The sequence below is a fragment of the Petroclostridium xylanilyticum genome (assembly GCF_002252565.1).
Classification (GTDB): domain Bacteria; phylum Bacillota; class Clostridia; order SK-Y3; family SK-Y3; genus Petroclostridium; species Petroclostridium xylanilyticum.
Window position 1 is genome coordinate 103,054 of record NZ_NPML01000004.1, and the last position, 19,160, is coordinate 122,213.

The window sequence follows — 19,160 nt, forward strand, 5'->3', positions numbered from 1 at the left end:
TGTTGTGTACTAAAATCCAAGGTTTTAATAGACTTTTACGATGTTGAATAAAACTTTGGCTTAAAATACAGGAGGGTTTTATGAGTTTTGTCGGTTTAATTGATAGAATAGAAAACGGAAATGCATATATTGTAATGGAGAATGGGATGTTTGAAATTGCAATTCCTGTTCGCTTGTTAAAGAATACAAACTATAAAGAAGGAGATTTGGTTACGGTTAATATTAGAAATGATGGGACAAGCAGTGAAGTAAATATTTCTTAAAGGAGAATTATGATGAGCAATAAGAAACTAATGATAATGGACGGCAATAGTATTATTAATAGAGCATTTTACGGGCTTCAGCTCCTTTCAAATTCAGAGGGATTATACACGAACGCAGTATATGGGTTTTTAAATATACTCTTTAAACACTTGGAAGAAGAAAAGCCTCAATATCTATGTGTTGCCTTTGATATGAGAACACCCACTTTTAGACATAAAGATTTTGAACAATATAAAGCCCATAGAAAAGGAATGCCTGATGAGCTGGCAGTTCAGCTTCCTGTACTAAAAGACGTATTGGAAGCAATGAATATAGCTATTTTTCAAAAGGAGGGCTATGAAGCAGATGATATTATAGGCACCATATCCCGGGTATGCGAAGAAAATGATTTACAATGTGTAGTATTAACAGGGGATAAAGATTCTTTACAGCTTGCATCACAAAAAACAAAAATCAAACTTCTAATTACCCGAAAAGGTGTAACCGAGGCAGAGGAATATGACGATAAAAAAGTTTTTGAAAAATATGGAGTTACACCAGAACAATTTATTGATGTAAAAGGTTTAATGGGGGACCCGTCTGATAATATTCCTGGAGTTTCAGGCGTAGGGGAAAAGACAGCCCTTTCGCTGATACAGGCATATAAAAGCATAGATGAATTATACAAAAATATCGAATTTGTAAACGTTAGAAAAAATATTAAAGAAAGCTTGATCAATAACAAGGAAATGGCCTTTCTTAGTAAAAAGCTTGCAACTATAGATCGGAATATCCCTATCGATGTAGATCTCTCCAGTTGTCTAAGAGAAGAGTATAACCGGGAAAAACTGTTGGAATTATTTCGCAAACTGGAATTCAAGAGTTTCATTCAAAAGTTGCAGTTAGAATCTATAGAAAAAGAAACTTTAGCTTCACAGGGTAGTTATGAACATATTACTACTATTGATGAATTTAAAAAAGTTGTAGATATTGTTAAGTCAAAAAAAGAAATAATTTATTTGCTATACGCTGATGAAGATCAACAGGCTAGTCAATTGGTTTCTCTCTCAGTGGCTTTAGATTCTGAAACAGCAGTATACATTGATATAAATGAGCAATTAGGGGAAAAGGATGTTATCAATTTCTTAAAGACTATTTTTGAAGATGCTAACATAAAGAAGATAGGACATAATGTAAAAGATGATATTGTATTATTACACCAGTATGGGATTAAAGTAAATACAATTTCTTTTGATACGATGATTGCCGCATATATCATTAATCCATCGAGAAGTTCATATAAAATTGATGAGATTTCGCAAGAGTTTCTTGGCATTAACTTGCCATCAGAGGAAAGTGTTTTAGGAAAAGGGAAAGGCAGAGTGTCCATTAAGGATATTGATAAAAATGCCGCAGTGAATTTTGCATGTCAGCAGGTTTTAGCTTTACCGCAATTAACAGGGATGTTAAGCAGCAAAATTAAAGAGTATGGACAGGAAAAACTCTATTACGAGGTAGAGCTTCCTCTGGTAGAAGTATTGGCAGCCATGCAGATAGACGGTTTTAAGGTTGACAGGGAAAAGTTAATTCAATTTTCAGCATTGTTGGATGATAAAATTAATAAATTAATGGATGAGATATATAAGCTTGCAGGTGAGGAATTTAATATCAACTCTACAAAACAGTTGGGCGTTGTCTTATTTGAAAGACTAGGCCTTCCGATTGTAAAAAAAACTAAAACCGGTTACTCCACTGATGTTGAAGTACTTGAAAAGCTTAAAGGAAAGCATGAGATTGTTCATAAACTGATGGAATACAGGCAGCTGGTAAAGTTAAAATCAACTTATGCCGATGGACTTTTAAATGTGATAAATCCAAAAACAGGCAAAATACATTCCAATTTTAACCAAACAGTTACAGTAACAGGTAGAATTAGCAGTACTGAACCTAATTTACAGAACATACCCATTAAATTGGAATTGGGTAGAGAGGTACGAAAAATGTTCGTAGCATCTAATGATGACTATGTATTACTGGATGCTGACTATTCACAGATAGAATTAAGAGTCTTAGCCCATATTTCCGGGGATCCTAACATGGTAGATGCTTTTAAAAATAATGAGGATATTCATAGGAGGACAGCTTCTCAAGTGTTTGGAGTACCAATGGAAGAGGTTACTTCGATAATGAGAAGCAGGGCCAAAGCAGTTAACTTTGGTATTGTTTATGGTATAGGCGATTTTAGCTTATCCCAGGATCTTGGTATTACAAGAAAAGAGGCTAAAAAATACATCGATAGTTACCTCTCCAAATACAGTATGGTGCAAAAGTATATGACAGACATTGTGGAGTTGGGTAAAAGCCAGGGATATGTTACCACACTGCTAAATAGAAGAAGATATCTTCCTGAGCTTCAATCTAATAATTTTGTTACACGTTCTTTTGGGGAAAGAATTGCAATGAATACCCCAATCCAGGGAAGTGCCGCAGATATTATTAAAATAGCTATGGTGAATGTATATAGGGAGTTAAAAGAAAGAAACTTGAAATCAAGACTTATACTTCAGGTACATGACGAGCTGATCGTGGAAACACATAAGAGTGAAATTGATGAGGTGAAAGAAATTGTTAAAAGCCAGATGGAGAAAGCTGTCCAGCTTCGGGTACCATTGGTAGTTGATTTGAATATAGGTGAAAACTGGCATGATGCAAAATAATATGTAGAGGCGGGCGCATTTAATATTTTTGAAGGATATTATGGAAAGAACGTTGCGGAAAGGCTTAGAGCCTGTTAAAATAATACTCTTCAAAAATAAAATATACGCCCTGTAGAGGCAGGATGTGGAGGGTTTTTATGAAGATAATAGGACTAACGGGAGGAACCGGAAGTGGAAAAAGTACCGTTGCCGGTATTGCCAGACAGCTGGGAGCAAAAGTGATTGATGCAGATATTGTTGCAAGAGAAGTGGTAAAAAAAGGACAAACTGCTTTGGAGGAAATCGTCCGGTATTTTGGCACAGAAGTTCTATTGGAAAGTGGAGAATTAGACAGAAAGAAATTGGGACGTATAGTTTTTGCTGATAAGGAAAAATTAAGATTATTAAACCAAATAACCCACAAATATATCATTCATAACATTAAAGAAGAAATTAAGATTGAAATGCGTAAGAATACATATAATATTATTATCATTGATGCTGCTATCCTGATTGAAAGCGGACTATATGAGATATGTGATGCGGTTTGGGTTGTGGTAGCAAATAAAGAAGAAAGGATAAGACGAATAATGGAAAGAGATCAGCTTTCTTTAACAGAAGCTCAAAACCGGATAAACTCCCAAATGGCAGAAAGCGAAATGAAGAAATATGCTTCTGCTGTTATCAATAACGACAATGATATTGAATCAGTCCGTTTTCAGGTTACACAGCTTATAAATCAAATAGAATAGATAGGTGATGATGTGTTTATCGTTGTAAATATGCGCAAATATAGATATTTATTGTTGCTTGGTATTACGGCACTGGTGATTATCTGGATGGTTATGTTTCCCCAGAATATTTTACGTTTTTTTTATCCTCTAAGATATAACGATTTTGTATTTAAATACTCAGAATATAATAAAATTGATCCTTATTTGGTAATGGCTATTATTAAAGTTGAAAGCAATTTTAACGCCAATGCTCAATCTCATAAGGGTGCGAAGGGACTAATGCAGATAACCGATCAAACGGCTTTATGGGGAGCCGAACAATTGGGCTTGCACGACTTTCGTATTGACAAATTATTCGATCCCGAAACAAATATACAAATAGGCTGCTGGTATCTAAATAACTTGAAAAAAGAATTTAACAATGACTTACTCCTGGTACTTACTGCTTATAACGGCGGAAGTGGGAATGTAGCTAAATGGCTTAAGGATAAAAATCTCAGTAGATCAGGGAAAAGTCTGGACAGGATTCCTTTTAAGGAAACAGACCTGTACGTAAAAAAAGTATTAAAAGAATATAATATCTATAAAAGGTTATATGCTGATATGAAATAGCGGAGTTTTTCTCCGTTTTTTTATTTTTTTTATTTTTAAGGAACTTTCATAGGGCTTATATCGTCTAAAGGAAAACGGGAGGGGTTGACATGTTATTAACAACGAACATAATTGAAAAAAAAAGCGTAATATTAAGTGTTTTGTTAATTATTCTACTACTTATAACATCTTCTTATCCTGCATATGCTGATGACGGATTAGAGATAGTAAGCATAGAAGGCGGATTTGATGGTATGCATAAAATAAATGGATGGACTCCTTTTATCATCACTTTAAAGAACAATGGAAATGATTTTAACGGAGAGATCCAGGTCATAGCAGACAGTATGATGTATGAGTTTAAATCTGCCTATTCACTGCCGGTAAACCTGGCTAAAGGTGGGGAAAAGCAAGTTATTATTAATGCACCGGTTAACAGAACCCGTGCATCTGTTGATGTGCAGATTATTCAAAACAATAAGGTTATAAAAGAACAGAAATACTATTTTAAAAAATCTTTAAACCCTAACACACTGCTAATCGGGGCATTAGCAGATGATATGTCAGGCCTTAGATATTTATCCGGAGGAAATTTCGGCAATCAAAATATTTCTATACAAAGTGAAATCGTTCAATTAAATGAGAAGAATTTTCCACAAAATGACAAAGTGTTAAATAATTTTAATGTTTTAATAATAAACAATTATGATACAACCGTATTAAGCGATGAGCAAAAACAGCGGCTTATCCAATGGGTTGAAGATGGCGGACTTTTAATATTGGGAACAGGGCCAAATTATAAAAAAGTATTAAACGGGCTGCCCCAAGAATTAAAACTTGCAAATGTGAAATCTGAGGAGACTTTAAAAAGTTTTACTGCTTTCGAGCAATATACCGGCAAAAAAAACTTCCCTGATTCCGCAGGTATGCCCATTGTGGCTTTAGATACAAAAGCCGGTAATGTGCTGTTAAAACAAAATGAATTTCCTCTAATTATATCAAAAGAATTCGGCAAAGGCTTTATCGGTTATTTTGCATTTGACTCCGGACTGGAGCCTTTTTCAACATGGGACGGCGGCAATCAGGTCGTCTGGCAAAACATTATTAATTCTACTATTGGAAATGACGTAAGAGGAGAAATCTGGAATCCCAAAATGCAATATGAGTTCTATCATGCCATGAATAATGCATTAAGATTTATTCCTTCTGTAGAAATGCCCTCGCTTGTTTTGTTACTGGTAATTATAGGTACGTTTATTATCGTTGCAGGTCCTGTCAATTACCTTGTATTAAAGAAAAAAGACAAAAGAGAGTGGTCGTGGATAACTATTCCCGCCATCGTTGCTATTTTCAGCCTAGGCATATATATCATTGGCTTTGGGACAAGATTTTCAACTGCTGTATGCAGCATCGTTTCCATCATTGAATTTAAGAATGACAGTAAGAGCGTAGATGTTACTGCCCATACAGGGCTGTTTAACCCAAAGAGAGGTACTTTGAAGATACATACATCTAAAGATGTAGATGTGGATTTTACCGCCAATCCATACATAGACACAAGATATATGGGTCCGCCCGAGGAAAGGGAGAAAAAGATTATCTCCAAATATATACTGGGCGATCAGCCTGCTGTTGAATTTTACGATAAAAGCATATGGGATTTTAGCAGTTTTATCATGAACAAGAAAGTAAGTTTTTCCGACAATGTTAATAATAGTGTCCTTATATCTAATAATACAGTAAAAGGAAGAATTAAAAACAATACAGGATTTAAAATCCAAGATGCATTTATCATGATTGGCAACAGTTATGTTAAAATTGGAGATATAGATATTGCCCAAACTAAAGAAATAAATGAGCAATTAATACAAATAAACAGCGCAAAAAATGATTATTATCAATTACTAAACAGTATTTTTGGGCAGAACTGGTCCCAGCCGGGTATAAAGAGGGATGACAAATGGAAGTTGAACAACCAGAGGAGGTCTGCTTTTGAATATTACAGCATGGTAAACAGGACCAGAACAGATATGAGCAGCAAACCTGTCCTTTATGGGTGGAGCGATGCAGATTTACAGTTTGATGTATTTGCTAATGATAAACCTGCAAAAAAATATTATCAAAATATGATCGTTATGCCTATGGAACTAAATTTTATTAAAGGTGAATTTATTCAATTGCCTTACGGTTTTGTTAATAGTGTGGTAGATTCCACCGAGGGCAATGCCGGGATAAATCCTGACCCATATAACGGGGGAGGAGTGAATATTGAAGGGGAAGGTAAAGCTATATTTAAATTCAGCGTCCCGGCCCAAGTTTCAGTCAGATCCTTTACTATCAATTGGTTTGCCCCACCCTATATGAGATTACAGGGGAATAACAGGCTTTTAATCTATAATTTTAACAAGACCCAGTGGGAAGATATCACCTCGTATTATTATATAGATAGTGAAATAGCATCAAACTATGTTTCAACGGATAATGAGATTAAAGTAATGTTTGACAGCGGTGATGAAGCTAATCAAAATGTTAAGGGGAAAGGATTTTTTGGCATGATACCTTCACCGGATATTGAGTTGGAAGGAGTGATTCGGTAATGTTAGTTGTTGAAAATCTTACAAAAAAATATGGCAAGTTTTTAGCAGTAAACGGATTATCTTTAGAAATACCGAAAGGGCACATTTTTGGATTTGTAGGACCAAATGGAGCAGGAAAAACAACAACAATGAAAATCATAGCCGGATTGATGCAGCCAACTTCAGGAAAGGTATTCATAGATGGTGTAGATGTTACCAGGAATGTTAAAAAAGTCCGTGAAAAAATCGGGTATATGCCTGACTTTTTTGGCGTATATGACGATCTAAAGGTGGATGAATATTTGGATTTTTACTGTGCTGCGTATAAGATTCACGCTTCACAAAGGAAAAAGATTATTGACGATCTGTTAGAATTGGTTGAACTGTCGCATAAAAGAGAAGCGTATGTAGATTCTCTCTCTCGTGGAATGAAACAAAGGCTCTGTTTAGCACGGAGTCTGGTGCACAATCCTTCACTATTAATTCTGGATGAACCTGCTTCCGGATTGGACCCCAGGGCCAGGATTGAAATGAAGGAGATATTAAAAGAACTGAAGAATATGGGAAAAACTATTCTCATTAGTTCTCATATTCTCCCCGAATTGGCAGAGCTATGTACTTCCATTGGTGTTATTGAAAACGGAAAAATGATTGTGTCCGGCAGTGTAGAAGAAATTATGCTGCAATCATCCACCAGCAGAACATTAAAGATAAAGGTTTTAGGGAATATCGATATGGCAATAAAGGTTATTAAAGAACAGCCTATGGTAGATAACATCGTACGAAACACTGATAATATTGAGGTTGGATTTAATGGGAATGAGGAAGAGGCTTCCAAGATGTTAAGTGAACTGGTTAAAAATAATGTAAAAATAACGTTTTTTGGCGAAGTACAGAAAAATCTTGAAGACGTATTTATGAAAATCACCAAGGGGGTGGCAACTCATGAAGGTGCAAATTAACCCGGTATTAGAAAAAGAAGCGAAAATCAAAATGAGAGGATGGAGAGCGCCTGCACTGCTAAGCATGTATCTGCTTTTACTGGGAGGCGGAGCAGTCTTATATTTTCTGGTTCAGAATTTAAACAGCTATACTGCAGGGTTTGAACCTAGAACAGCACTTAATCTTTATACCTTGCTGACCATGTTTCAACTTGGCTTGCTGCTTTTTATCACTCCTGCCATTACTGCATCAGCAATAAGCGGAGAACGTGAGAGACAGACACTGGATTTGCTTCTTTGTACACGTCTGTCTTCCTGGTCTATTGTTTTTGGAAAGCTAGTTGCTTCCCTAAGCCATATTATCTTACTGGTGATTGCATCTATACCCGTTTTTAGTATTGTATTCTTATATGGAGGTCTATCTCCTTTAGATGTCGCTATTATTTTTCTGTTTCAGATTGTAACAGCATTTTTTCTTGGGAGTGTAGGCATATTCTTTTCAGCAATGTTTAAGAAAACCACGGTTGCCACTATTGTTACCTACACGATAATATTAGCTTTAACACTGGGAACTCTTATAGGGTTTGGATTTTATAGCAGCATAAGCCATGCGCTGTTTGGAAGGCCTCCAACCCAGTGGGAAGCAATGACAATACTTTCTGCCAACCCGTTTATTGGTCTTGGGGCTATATTGGATAAACAGACTGGATATTTTAATTTTATTAGAAGTGTACTTCAAATGCATGGAAAAAATATCGGAAATCTTCCATGGATTTTAAATATTAGCTTTGACATTGTTTTATCTATTATTTTATTATTATTGAGTGCATGGATGGTTAAACCTGTTAAAGGAAGACACAAAAAAGGAGAAAAGAGATGATTATGTGTGAATATGATGGAACTGTACAATGCATTAAGGCCTCTTAAATTGAGGATGTTGATAAACCGGGCAATTGACTGCCTGCTCCTTGGTCTGTGCATAGGGGCAGGCATTGCTTCTGCAATTGCTGTAAGTGCATTATTAATGCCTGTAACTTTTATCATTAATAAAATTATTTTAAGCATGATGATTGTTTTTTTACTAAGTATTATTGCATCTTTATTTATGGTGCCCAGCTACAAAGCAGTAGCGCAGCAAGGCGATAAATTAGGATTGAAGGAAAGGCTGACAACTGCTTTAGAACTTAAAGATCAGGATAGCCCTATTGCCAGGATACAACGCTTTGATGCCATAAAGACAGCAAGATCAACAGATTTTTCAAAGTTGTATCCTTTAAAAATTGACCGTAAAAAAATTCTTATTATTTCGGGCTTGATGATAGTCACAATCATTGCATCTATTATGCCTACTCAAAATAGAGAAATTGCTAAACAGCAAGAAAAAATAAAGAGAGAAATAAGTAAGCAGGCAGAACAAATCAAAAAAGAGCAAAAAAAAGTTGCTTCTAACCGTGAATTAACATTAGAGGAGGTCAAGGAATTAAATTCTCAATTAAAGGAACTGGAAAAAAATCTAAGAAAATCAAAGGATGAGTCAGAAGCTATTAAAGCATTGGCGCGGACACAGCATAAACTGGATGAAATAAAAGAAAAAACTTTAAATAAGGATTTAACACAATTAGGGGAAAAACTTGCTCAATTGGCGCAAAATCCTGCCATGCAGCAGGCATTGCAGCAATTAGCCAGTGCACTTCAACAGTCAAGGGCTAATATTTCCGGCACAACCGGGGGACAGCTGCAAAATCCGACGCTGGTCAGCAGGTTAAGTCAATCTTCACAAAATGGCAGTTCGGGAAATCAAACTGGAAGCGGAAACCGGCAGCAGGGTTCTAATAGCAATGGACAGGGTAATGGAAGCCAGCCGGGTTCTGGAAGCGGCAATGGCAGTGGCCAGGGCAATAACGGGAATGGAAATGGTACGGGAGGCGGTGGAGCAGGAAGCGGTACCGGCAATGGCAGTGATAGCAGCGGAAGAAATAATTCAGGCAGCAATAGTCAAGGCAAAGCTCCAGGAGAGAAGAAAGTTAGAGATTATGAACAAATATTTGCTTCTAAAAGACTGGGCGGAGATGGTGAAGTTTCAAACGTAAATGGAACTCATAGTGATTCCGGTAATGTCGAACAAGTCCAGGTGGATAACGTGCCTACCCTGAGGGGTGAATCACTTCCCTACAACGAGGTATACGAGCAGTATAAATATGAGGCAATGAACAGTATGCAGCGCAGTTCTATCCCCGCTGGAATGAAAACATTGATAGAAGAGTATTTTTCTTCATTGGAATAGAGTTTGATATGGAGGTTTATATATGGAGATAAGCGGAAGCGATTTACAGCAATTTACTACTATAGTAGAAAAAATCGAAAATGAAATTTCAAAAAATATCATCGGGCAAAAAGAAATTATCCGCCAGGTTTTGATTTGCATTTTTTCAGGGGGAAATGTTTTACTGGAAGGGATGCCGGGGTTAGGTAAAACCCAGCTTGTCAAAACAATTGGGAAAGTAATGAGTTTAGAATTCTCCAGGATACAATTTACCCCTGATTTAATGCCGGCAGATGTTGTTGGAACCAATGTAATTACCCGGGGAACTGAAGGTGCAAGTCAATTCCGGTTTGAAAAAGGGCCGGTATTTAGTAATATCGTCCTTGCAGATGAAATAAACAGGGCAACGCCTAAAACGCAGAGTGCTCTTTTGGAGGCCATGCAGGAACAAACTGTAACAGTAGGCACTAATACTTATAAATTACCCCAGCCTTTTTTTGTGTTAGCTACTCAAAACCCTATAGAGATGGAAGGGACCTATCCGCTGCCAGAAGCTCAAATGGACAGGTTTTTATTTAAATTAAATGTAAAATTTCCATCGTTGCAGGAACTATACGATATTGTGACATTAACTACTACCCACATGAATACTGAAATAAAATCAATTACAAACGGACAAGATATTTTAAAAATGAGGGATATCGTAAAACAGGTACCTATTGCTGGGCCTGTCATGGAGTATGCTTTAAAATTAGTCATGGCAACCCATCCTCATGATAGTAATTCACCCAAAATAACACATGATTATGTTCGCTACGGTTCCAGTCCCAGGGGCGCCCAAAGCATCATAAGCACCGCCAGGGTGCGTGCCCTGATGGATGGCAGATATAATGTTTCTTTCGATGATATTAAATATGTAGCATACCCGGCGTTAAGGCACAGGATTTTCCTGAACTTTGAAGGCATGGCGGAGAGAATTGATACCGACACTGTTATCAGCGAAATCATTAAAAGTTTAGGATAGTATGAAAATAGTGGACAGTGGGGAGTTTTTTAAATTGACAATTGAGAATGGAGAGTTATAAAATAGGTAAAGATAAAGGTAAAGATAAAATAACATTCATTAGGAGGCTGCTTATGAGCGAACAAGAAAAATCTCAAGGACAGAAGATATTTGATGAGCTAAAATACGAAGTCAAAAACGGCTGGGAAGCCGTATCAGCAAATGAAAATAAAACAATTCTCGATTTTAGCGAAGAGTATAAGAAGTTTCTTGATAAAGGAAAAACAGAACGGGAATGTATACAAGAAGCGGTTAGGCTTGCCCGGGAAAAAGGATTTACAGCCCTTGATGAGATCATAAAGACAAAAAAAGAGTTAAAGAAGGGCGATAAAGTATATGCAGTAAATAGAGATAAAGCTATCATACTGGCTGTAATAGGAGAGAAAAGTTTAGAAGAAGGAGTAAATATTGTAGGAGCTCATATGGACGCTCCCAGAATAGATTTGAAACAAAATCCCATTTATGAAGATTCGGAAATGGTCCTGCTTAAAACTCATTATTATGGCGGTATAAAGAAATACCAGTGGACGACTTTACCCCTGGCTATACATGGCGTAGTTGTTAAAAAGGATGGACAGAAGGTAAATATTGTTATCGGAGAAGAGGAGGATGACCCTGTTTTTTGTATTACAGATTTACTTCCGCACCTGGCTCAGGAGCAAATGCAGAAAAAAATGAGCGAAGGAATTACCGGTGAAGGTTTAAACGTTCTATTTGGAAGTATTCCTTATAATGATGATAAAGTGAAAGAAAAAATCAAACTTAACATACTAAGTATCATACATGATAAATATGGAATTAAGGAAGAAGATTTTATAAGCGCAGAAATAGAGATCGTACCGGCTTTTAAAGCAAAGGACGTTGGTTTGGATAGAGGTCTGGTTGGCGCATATGGACAGGATGACAGAGTATGCGGTTATACTGCGTTAAAAGCAATACTTGATTTAGATAATCCCCAGAAGACTGCTGTGTGTTTGCTGGTGGATAAGGAAGAAATAGGAAGTATGGGAAATACAGGAATGCAGTCCAGGTTTTTTGAAAACATATTGGCAGAGCTGTGTGAATTAACGGAAGGACACTACAACGACTTAATGCTAAGAAGGGCTTTATCAAACTCAAAATGCCTGTCGGCTGATGTGAGTGCAGCGGTTGATCCTAATTATGAAGGTGTGCATGACAAGAGAAATGCACCTTACATTAGTAAAGGTGTAGTAATTACTAAATATACCGGAGCCCGGGGAAAAGCCGGTTCAAATGACGCTCATGCAGAATTTGTAGGTGAAATCAGGGCACTTTTTAATAACAATAACATCCAGTGGCAGACCGGTGAGTTGGGAAAAGTAGACCAGGGTGGCGGAGGAACGATAGCCCAGTTCGTTGCCAATTTAGGGGCTGATGTTGTTGATTGTGGCGTAGCATTACTATCCATGCACGCCCCATTTGAAATTGCAAGTAAATTAGATATATATATGGCTTATAAAGCATATCATGCATTTTATAAGACATTTTCATAAGAAAGCAGGTAAACAATGAGATTAAATATTCAAAAAAAGTTAATGCTATTTGCAGTATTAGCAAGTGTTCTTACCTCTTGTACTGCAAAAATAGATAAAGAAACAGTGACAATTCCTGAAAAGGCAGGCTTCAATAGAGAATCCGAAGTTAATGTCACACAGCCGGAACAAAGTAAAAATCAGGATAGCCGGCAAAAAATTGAAGATTCTCAACCAAAAGTAGTTGTAGATGATAAAAATACAAAACCGTCCAAAACGGATGATACTCAAAAACCTGCCGCTAATCAGGATAACAAACAAGATGCGGATGGATTCAAAGGTTATGATAACAAGCGATACGGTTGGGGATATAAAAAGCAAAAAAATGCGCCGCCCATAATTTCCAAAAGTATTGATGACCTTTTAAAAAAGTACGATGGAATGTATGTTCAACACACAGATGAAAAAGTGCTGTATTTAACCTTTGATGAGGGATATGAGAATGGCTATACCCCCAAGATATTGGATGTGTTGAAGGAAAATCAGGTGCCAGCGGCTTTCTTTATAACAGGGCCTTATTTAAAAAAACATTCGGATCTTATAAAACGAATGGTAGAGGAAGGGCATATTGTTGGAAACCATACTGTTAATCACCCCAGCATGCCTGAGATACTGGATGATAAAAAGCTGGAAGAAGAGTTGTTAGGCCTTGAACGTTCCTTTTATGAGATGTTTAAAACACATATGAAGTACGTAAGGCCGCCCAAGGGTGAATTTAGCGAAAGGACACTTGCACTTACGAAATCTTTAGGATATAAAACCGTCTTTTGGAGTTTTGCATATGTTGATTGGGATGTTAAAAACCAAAAAGGTGTTGACTATGCTTATGACCAGGTTATGAGTGGTTTACACAATGGGGCTATTTTATTATTACATGCTGTATCCAAGGATAATGCTGAAGCTTTGGATAGAATTATCAAAGATGCGCGCGCATTAGGCTATAAATTTAAATCATTGGATGAGATTCAATAAAAATTTATGTAAAAAAGCTCTTAAACGAAACAGTTTAAGGGCTTTTTTATTGGTTTGATATCCAAAAATCTGTATGAAATATCAAAATATGACTTACCAATACAATAAGATATTGTCAGCATAATAAAACTGTTTTGAGGTTATTTTAAGTTTAGAAATAGAATTATGTAAATATTAAATCATCTGAATAAAGCGCTGTTTTCTATATAATCTGAAAAATGATTTGAATTTTGTAATTGACCTGATGCAAGATATGCAAAAATGTAAGAAAAAGAGCGGGGAGGGAAATATTTGGATTCTCGATGGTTTATTAGAAAAAGATTAATAATTTTATTTTTAGTATTAATTACAGTGCCATTTACGATTATATTACAGATATATTTGATTTTTCCGAATAGATTAATGCTTCTTGAAGGCGAAGAATATGTTTATGATTTAAATGCACCAATCAGTATTGATGCACAGGTTGATAAAAGCGGTGTTTTAAGTTTAAATGGCGATATTGTCGAAGACAGTTACAAAGTAGATTTAAATTCACCTTTAGTAATTAAGTCAGAAGAGTTAGGTAATTTTAATGTTAATTTAAAATTATTTGGAGTAATACCAATAAGATCAGTAGAAGTAGATGTAGTGCCAAAAGCTACAGTAGTACCATGCGGTAATACAATAGGTGTAAAGTTATATACCGATGGCATATTAGTGATAGGCACATCAGATTTTACCGGAGTAGACGGCAAAAAGTACGAACCATGGCGGGAGGCAGGAATTAAAGAGGGAGATATTATTGAATCAATAGGAAATACACGGGTTGAAGATATTGAACAATTAGTTGAAATTGTAGAAATGTCCCAGGGTAATGAATTAAATATTGATATAAGAAGGAAAGGAAAGCTAATTAATACAAAAATAGTTGCAAAAAAATCTATTGAGGATAGACAATATAAGTTGGGACTATGGGTAAGAGACAGTACTGCCGGTATAGGTACATTAACCTTTTTTGACCCGAACACAAATAGTTTTGGCGCTTTAGGACATGGAATAACGGACATAGATACCGGACAGCTTCTAACTGTGGGCAGAGGAGATATACTAAAATCCAGTATTATTTCAATTAGAAAAGGAATGAAAGGAAAACCTGGAGAATTAAAGGGCGTATTTATGCAAGATGAGCCAAGTTTGGGTAAGATATTAGAAAATAATGATTTTGGAATCTTTGGAAAGTTATATCAGAATGTAAATATGAATAATCTTAAGCCTATGCCTATAGGGCTAAGGACACAGGTGAAAGAGGGCCCAGCATATATTTTATCAAATGTTCAAGGACAAAAGATAGAAAAGTTTGATGTTGAAATTCAGAAAGTAATGAGGCAGAGTGAAGAAAGCTGTAAAGGGATGATAATTAAAATTACGGACCCGGCATTGCTAGAAAAGACTGGCGGAATTGTACAGGGAATGAGCGGTAGCCCTATCATTCAGGATGGTAAAGTCATCGGTGCAGTTACACATGTTTTTGTAAATGATCCTACCAGAGGATATGGTATATTTATAGAATGGATGTTAAAGCGGGTTGCCAGCTTTTCTCAGGAATATGAGCAAGTAAAAAGTAATTATTAGATAAAAAAGATAGGAAATTATGCTCAATTTATCAAGCATAATTTCCTACCCATCAACAAAATTTACACCTAAATCTTTTATTAAAAAAAATTTGTTAAAAATAAATATAAAAAAAGACTTTTTGGAGTTAAAAAAAGTTCAAATATATAAAAATATGCTTGAATTTTTGCTAATTAGAAAATATAATATAATTATGTAAAAAAATACAAATGACATGGGGGGACTAAATCTTGATAGATAATAAAATTAGAATTGTAATTGCAGATGATAACAGAGATTTTTGTGAAATCTTGTGTGAATACCTTAATAGTCAAGAAGATATTGAAGTGATAGGGATTGCAAAAGATGGAGCTGAAGCATACGAATTGATTACGACTCTCTTACCTGATGTTGCTATTATTGATGTAATTATGCCTCATTTGGATGGATTGGGTGTACTGGAGAAATTAAGTTCTACACCAATGCAGAGCAAACCTATATATATTATGTTATCTGCCGTTGGTCAGGATAAAATAACTCAAAGTGCAATGGCATTAGGCGCTGAATATTACATTATAAAACCTTTTGACATGGATGTGCTGATTGGAAGAATAAGACAATTAAAGGGTTCTATCAGGACGAATAGAGTAACGATTAGGAAGGATGCGGTGAATGAAGGGAAGTCTACATATAATCCTGCGTTAAAAGACATAGAGGCTAATGTTACCAAAGTTATTCATGAAATTGGTGTTCCTGCTCATATAAAAGGATATCAATACTTAAGAGATGCCATTATGATGGCAATAAAAGATATGGAGATTATCAATTCAATAACAAAACAGCTTTATCCCTCCATTGCCAGACAATACAATACTACTCCAAGCAGGGTGGAAAGAGCAATCAGACATGCTATTGAGGTTGCCTGGGGCAGAGGACAGGTAGAAACGCTGGAGGGTATGTTTGGATATACAATACAAAATAGTAAAGGTAAACCAACAAACAGTGAATTTATTGCAATGATAGCAGATAAGCTGAGGTTGCAGTTAAAAGTAGTATAACACATTTTAGCTTAAAAAATCCTGAAAAATTTTATTCAAAATTTTTCAGGATTTTTTTATTTATATTATTTTGGATTACTGTAAAAAATAATAAAAGAAAGAAATTTAGGGATGATGCTATGATAATAAAAGGATATGTACAAAAAGGGAAAAAAACAAAAGCTCTAGTTAAACTATTAAATTCAAATAATATTCCGGTTATCTGCCATGAGGATTTGGACGAAGTAGCAGCATCTTCTCTTATAGATAAAAAGATTAAAGCTGTAATTAATTGTAACAAGAATATTTCTGGACGATACCCTACAAAAGGAGCCAAATTATTACTGGAAAATGGTGTTACCATCCTGGATGATATGGGAGAAGCATTTTACCACTATATTCAAAATGGAGATTTAATAGAAATAAAGGATTCTGATTTATTTATCAATGGAAAAAAATATCATAATCAATTTAATATATTAAATGAAGATAAGATTAATTCTCTTCTTGAGAATAGTTATCATAATTTTTCTATTGAATTAGAAAAATTTATTGACAATACTTTAGAATATGCCCATAAAGAAAAAGACATTATACTAAAAAATGTAAATACTTCGTTTATAGAAACACATATGGAAAATAAGCATGTATTAATTGTTGTGAGAGGATGTAATTATAAACAAGATCTCCAAACAATTAGAGAATATATAAAAGATTTTAAACCTGTTTTAATTGGGGTGGACGGTGGAGGAGATGCACTTTTAGAATTTGGTTTGGTTCCGGATATTATTGTTGGTGATATGGATAGTGTAAGCGATTTTTGCCTTAAAAAATGCAAAGAAATCATTGTGCATGCATACCCTGATGGGAAAGCTCCTGGGTTAGAAAGAATAAATAGATTAGGTCTTAAGGGAAAAATATTTCCGTTTCCGGGCACCAGTGAAGATGTTGCAATGATCATTGCATATGAAAAAAAAGCGGACCTTATTGTAGCAGTAGGAACCCATTCGAATATAATTGATTTTTTGGAAAAAGGCAGAAGAGGTATGGCCAGTACTATGCTTACAAGATTAAAAATTGGATCAAAATTGGTGGATGCAAAAGGAGTGAGTAAGTTATATTCTAATAAGCTAAGACTCTCCTATTGCATTCCAATATTAGCCTCTGCATTAATTCCAATTATTGCAATCCTCAAAATATATATTCCCATCCAGGTACTCTTGAATATATTTCAGTTGAGGTTGCGAATAAAATAAGAAAAAAGGAGGTTGGAGATGAGTAAAGGAATCACCTATCATATAATAACGATTGTAGCAATTTTTTCAGCACTTGGACTTGGAATCTTTATTGGATCTATGCTCAATGGAGAACAATTAATGGTATCACACCAAAGTAAATTGATGACCGAGTTAGGCGGACATTTAAAATCTATAACCCAAGAGAGTGAAACTTTAAAAAAAGAGATCTCACAGCTAAAAAATGATATAGGCCTAAAAGACCAATTAATTAATTGTATATTTTCAGATTATGTTAGTGGGAGATTAAAAGGATATAATGTAGCTATTGTTATGACCGGAGATAAAGAGTTAAGTGAAGAAATAAGCCTGCTGTTGCAGAACGCAGGTGCGAATATTTTGTCTGTTACCTCTATTATGAATTTATATCAAATTGACAGCATTAGTGCATTTAATCAAATAAAACCCGTTAGGGATGATTTCCGTTTGAACAAAGCTGACAACATAACCACATATGCTGCAGAAAGCCTCATGTATTCAATTTTATCAGGAAAAGATGTAGATTTTATAAATGAGACAGCCAGTAAAGAGTATATAGAAATTCAAGGAGATTATTCAAAAATGGTTGATTATATCATTTGGGTTGGGCCAAATCAAAATGGAAGAGAATATATAAATGTTGTCGATATACCAATGTTAAATATTGTTAAGAAATTGAATATTCCCAGTTTAATAGTAGAAAGGTCCAGTTCAGCATATTCCGCGATGGATATATTTAAGCAATCAGGTTTTTCAACAATTGATAATATTGACACCATATATGGAAAGATATCAATGCTAATGGTTATGAAAGGAGTTCAAGGAAATTTTGGGACCAAAGAATCAGCAACAAGCTTGCTTCCCAAGCTTAGTGTCGAAAGTTTTAAACAACTAAATTTAAAAAAGAATAATTAGGAGAGAACCATGCAAAAGGTGAGTGTAATTATTCCGGCATATAATGAAAGTAAGACGATTAAAGAAACGATAGAAGCAGTACATGCTATCAGATTAATAGATGAAATCATTGTGGTAGATGACGGCTCAAATGATAATACTTGTGAAATTGCCCGGAAGTGTAATGCAAAAGTGATTAGATGTGCAGAAAATAAAGGAAAAGGCAATGCACTAAAGCTAGGTTTGCTAAGATGTAAAGGAGATATTGTTGTTTTTTTGGATGCAGACACCGAAAAGACTGCAAGAGAGATTGTAAAACTCATTCAACCAATACAAGATGGCATTTGTGATGTTGCCATAGCTAGATTTGGCAGGCCAAAGAAAAAAGGGGGTTTTGGGTTGGTTAAATTAGTAAGCCGGTATGGTACAAAGCTGTTGGCGGGGGAATATATAGAGAGCACCTTGTCGGGGCAGAGAGCATTTAAAGCAGAAGTCCTGAAAAATATAACGATTGGTACCGGATACGGTGCAGAGGTAGGTATGACAATAGATATTATTAAAAAAGGATATACAATTTTGGAATGTGATGTGGATATGACTCATAAGGAGACGGGAAGGAATTTAAAAGGATTTCTCCACAGAGGAAAACAAATGAATGATATTCTTGTCGTACTTATACGCAAGGCATTTGAAAGGACAGGCAAAAACAAAAATTGAAGGGACATTAAAG

At 35.4% G+C, this 19,160-nt stretch carries 16 protein-coding genes; all 16 read left to right on the forward strand.

What is annotated here, in order from left to right; genetic code table 11:
- Positions 1-80: 80 nt before the first annotated feature.
- The 16 genes from CIB29_RS02430 (at position 81) to CIB29_RS02510 (ending at position 19,147) form a co-directional block, all read left to right on the forward strand.
- Positions 81-263 (forward strand): hypothetical protein, encoded by a 183-nt coding sequence (locus CIB29_RS02430; RefSeq protein WP_094546429.1) that lies wholly within the window; start codon positions 81-83, stop codon positions 261-263.
- Positions 264-272: 9 nt separating this feature from the next.
- Complete coding sequence (gene polA, locus CIB29_RS02435; RefSeq protein WP_094546431.1) at positions 273-2,960, forward strand: DNA polymerase I; 2,688 nt, start codon at positions 273-275, stop codon at positions 2,958-2,960.
- 137 nt (positions 2,961-3,097) lie between these two features.
- Complete coding sequence (gene coaE, locus CIB29_RS02440; RefSeq protein ID WP_094546433.1) at positions 3,098-3,691, forward strand: dephospho-CoA kinase; 594 nt, start codon at positions 3,098-3,100, stop codon at positions 3,689-3,691.
- 30 nt (positions 3,692-3,721) lie between these two features.
- A complete protein-coding gene (locus tag CIB29_RS02445; protein ID WP_094546689.1) occupies positions 3,722-4,285 on the forward strand; it encodes a lytic transglycosylase domain-containing protein in 564 nt (187 codons plus the stop codon).
- Between the two features lie 89 nt (positions 4,286-4,374).
- Positions 4,375-6,861, forward strand: coding sequence for a hypothetical protein (locus CIB29_RS02450; protein WP_094546435.1), 2,487 nt, complete (start codon positions 4,375-4,377; stop codon positions 6,859-6,861).
- Positions 6,861-7,802: an ABC transporter ATP-binding protein gene (locus tag CIB29_RS02455; protein ID WP_094546437.1), complete on the forward strand. Its 942-nt coding sequence runs from the start codon at positions 6,861-6,863 to the stop codon at positions 7,800-7,802. The genes CIB29_RS02450 and CIB29_RS02455 overlap by 1 nt, the downstream gene beginning before the upstream one ends.
- Positions 7,786-8,661: an ABC transporter permease gene (locus CIB29_RS02460; protein WP_094546439.1), complete on the forward strand. Its 876-nt coding sequence runs from the start codon at positions 7,786-7,788 to the stop codon at positions 8,659-8,661. The genes CIB29_RS02455 and CIB29_RS02460 overlap by 17 nt, the downstream gene beginning before the upstream one ends.
- A gap of 12 nt (positions 8,662-8,673) precedes the next feature.
- Complete coding sequence (locus CIB29_RS02465) at positions 8,674-10,065, forward strand: hypothetical protein (RefSeq protein ID WP_094546441.1); 1,392 nt, start codon at positions 8,674-8,676, stop codon at positions 10,063-10,065.
- Between the two features lie 22 nt (positions 10,066-10,087).
- Positions 10,088-11,068: an AAA family ATPase gene (locus tag CIB29_RS02470; RefSeq protein WP_094546443.1), complete on the forward strand. Its 981-nt coding sequence runs from the start codon at positions 10,088-10,090 to the stop codon at positions 11,066-11,068.
- A 113-nt stretch (positions 11,069-11,181) separates the two neighbouring features.
- Positions 11,182-12,621, forward strand: a complete 1,440-nt coding sequence (locus CIB29_RS02475; protein ID WP_094546445.1) for an aminopeptidase — start codon at positions 11,182-11,184, stop codon at positions 12,619-12,621.
- A gap of 15 nt (positions 12,622-12,636) precedes the next feature.
- A complete protein-coding gene (pdaA, locus tag CIB29_RS02480) occupies positions 12,637-13,632 on the forward strand; it encodes a delta-lactam-biosynthetic de-N-acetylase (RefSeq protein ID WP_242965031.1) in 996 nt (331 codons plus the stop codon).
- 291 nt (positions 13,633-13,923) lie between these two features.
- A complete protein-coding gene (gene spoIVB / locus CIB29_RS02485; protein ID WP_094546447.1) occupies positions 13,924-15,246 on the forward strand; it encodes a SpoIVB peptidase in 1,323 nt (440 codons plus the stop codon).
- Between the two features lie 230 nt (positions 15,247-15,476).
- Positions 15,477-16,283, forward strand: coding sequence for a sporulation transcription factor Spo0A (gene spo0A, locus CIB29_RS02495; RefSeq protein ID WP_094546450.1), 807 nt, complete (start codon positions 15,477-15,479; stop codon positions 16,281-16,283).
- Positions 16,284-16,402: 119 nt separating this feature from the next.
- Entirely contained in the window at positions 16,403-17,518 is a 1,116-nt protein-coding gene (gene steA / locus CIB29_RS02500; RefSeq protein WP_094546452.1) for a putative cytokinetic ring protein SteA, read from the forward strand.
- Between the two features lie 18 nt (positions 17,519-17,536).
- Entirely contained in the window at positions 17,537-18,451 is a 915-nt protein-coding gene (locus CIB29_RS02505; protein ID WP_094546454.1) for a copper transporter, read from the forward strand.
- A 9-nt stretch (positions 18,452-18,460) separates the two neighbouring features.
- A complete protein-coding gene (locus tag CIB29_RS02510; protein WP_094546456.1) occupies positions 18,461-19,147 on the forward strand; it encodes a glycosyltransferase family 2 protein in 687 nt (228 codons plus the stop codon).
- The last annotated feature ends 13 nt before the right edge of the window (positions 19,148-19,160 follow it).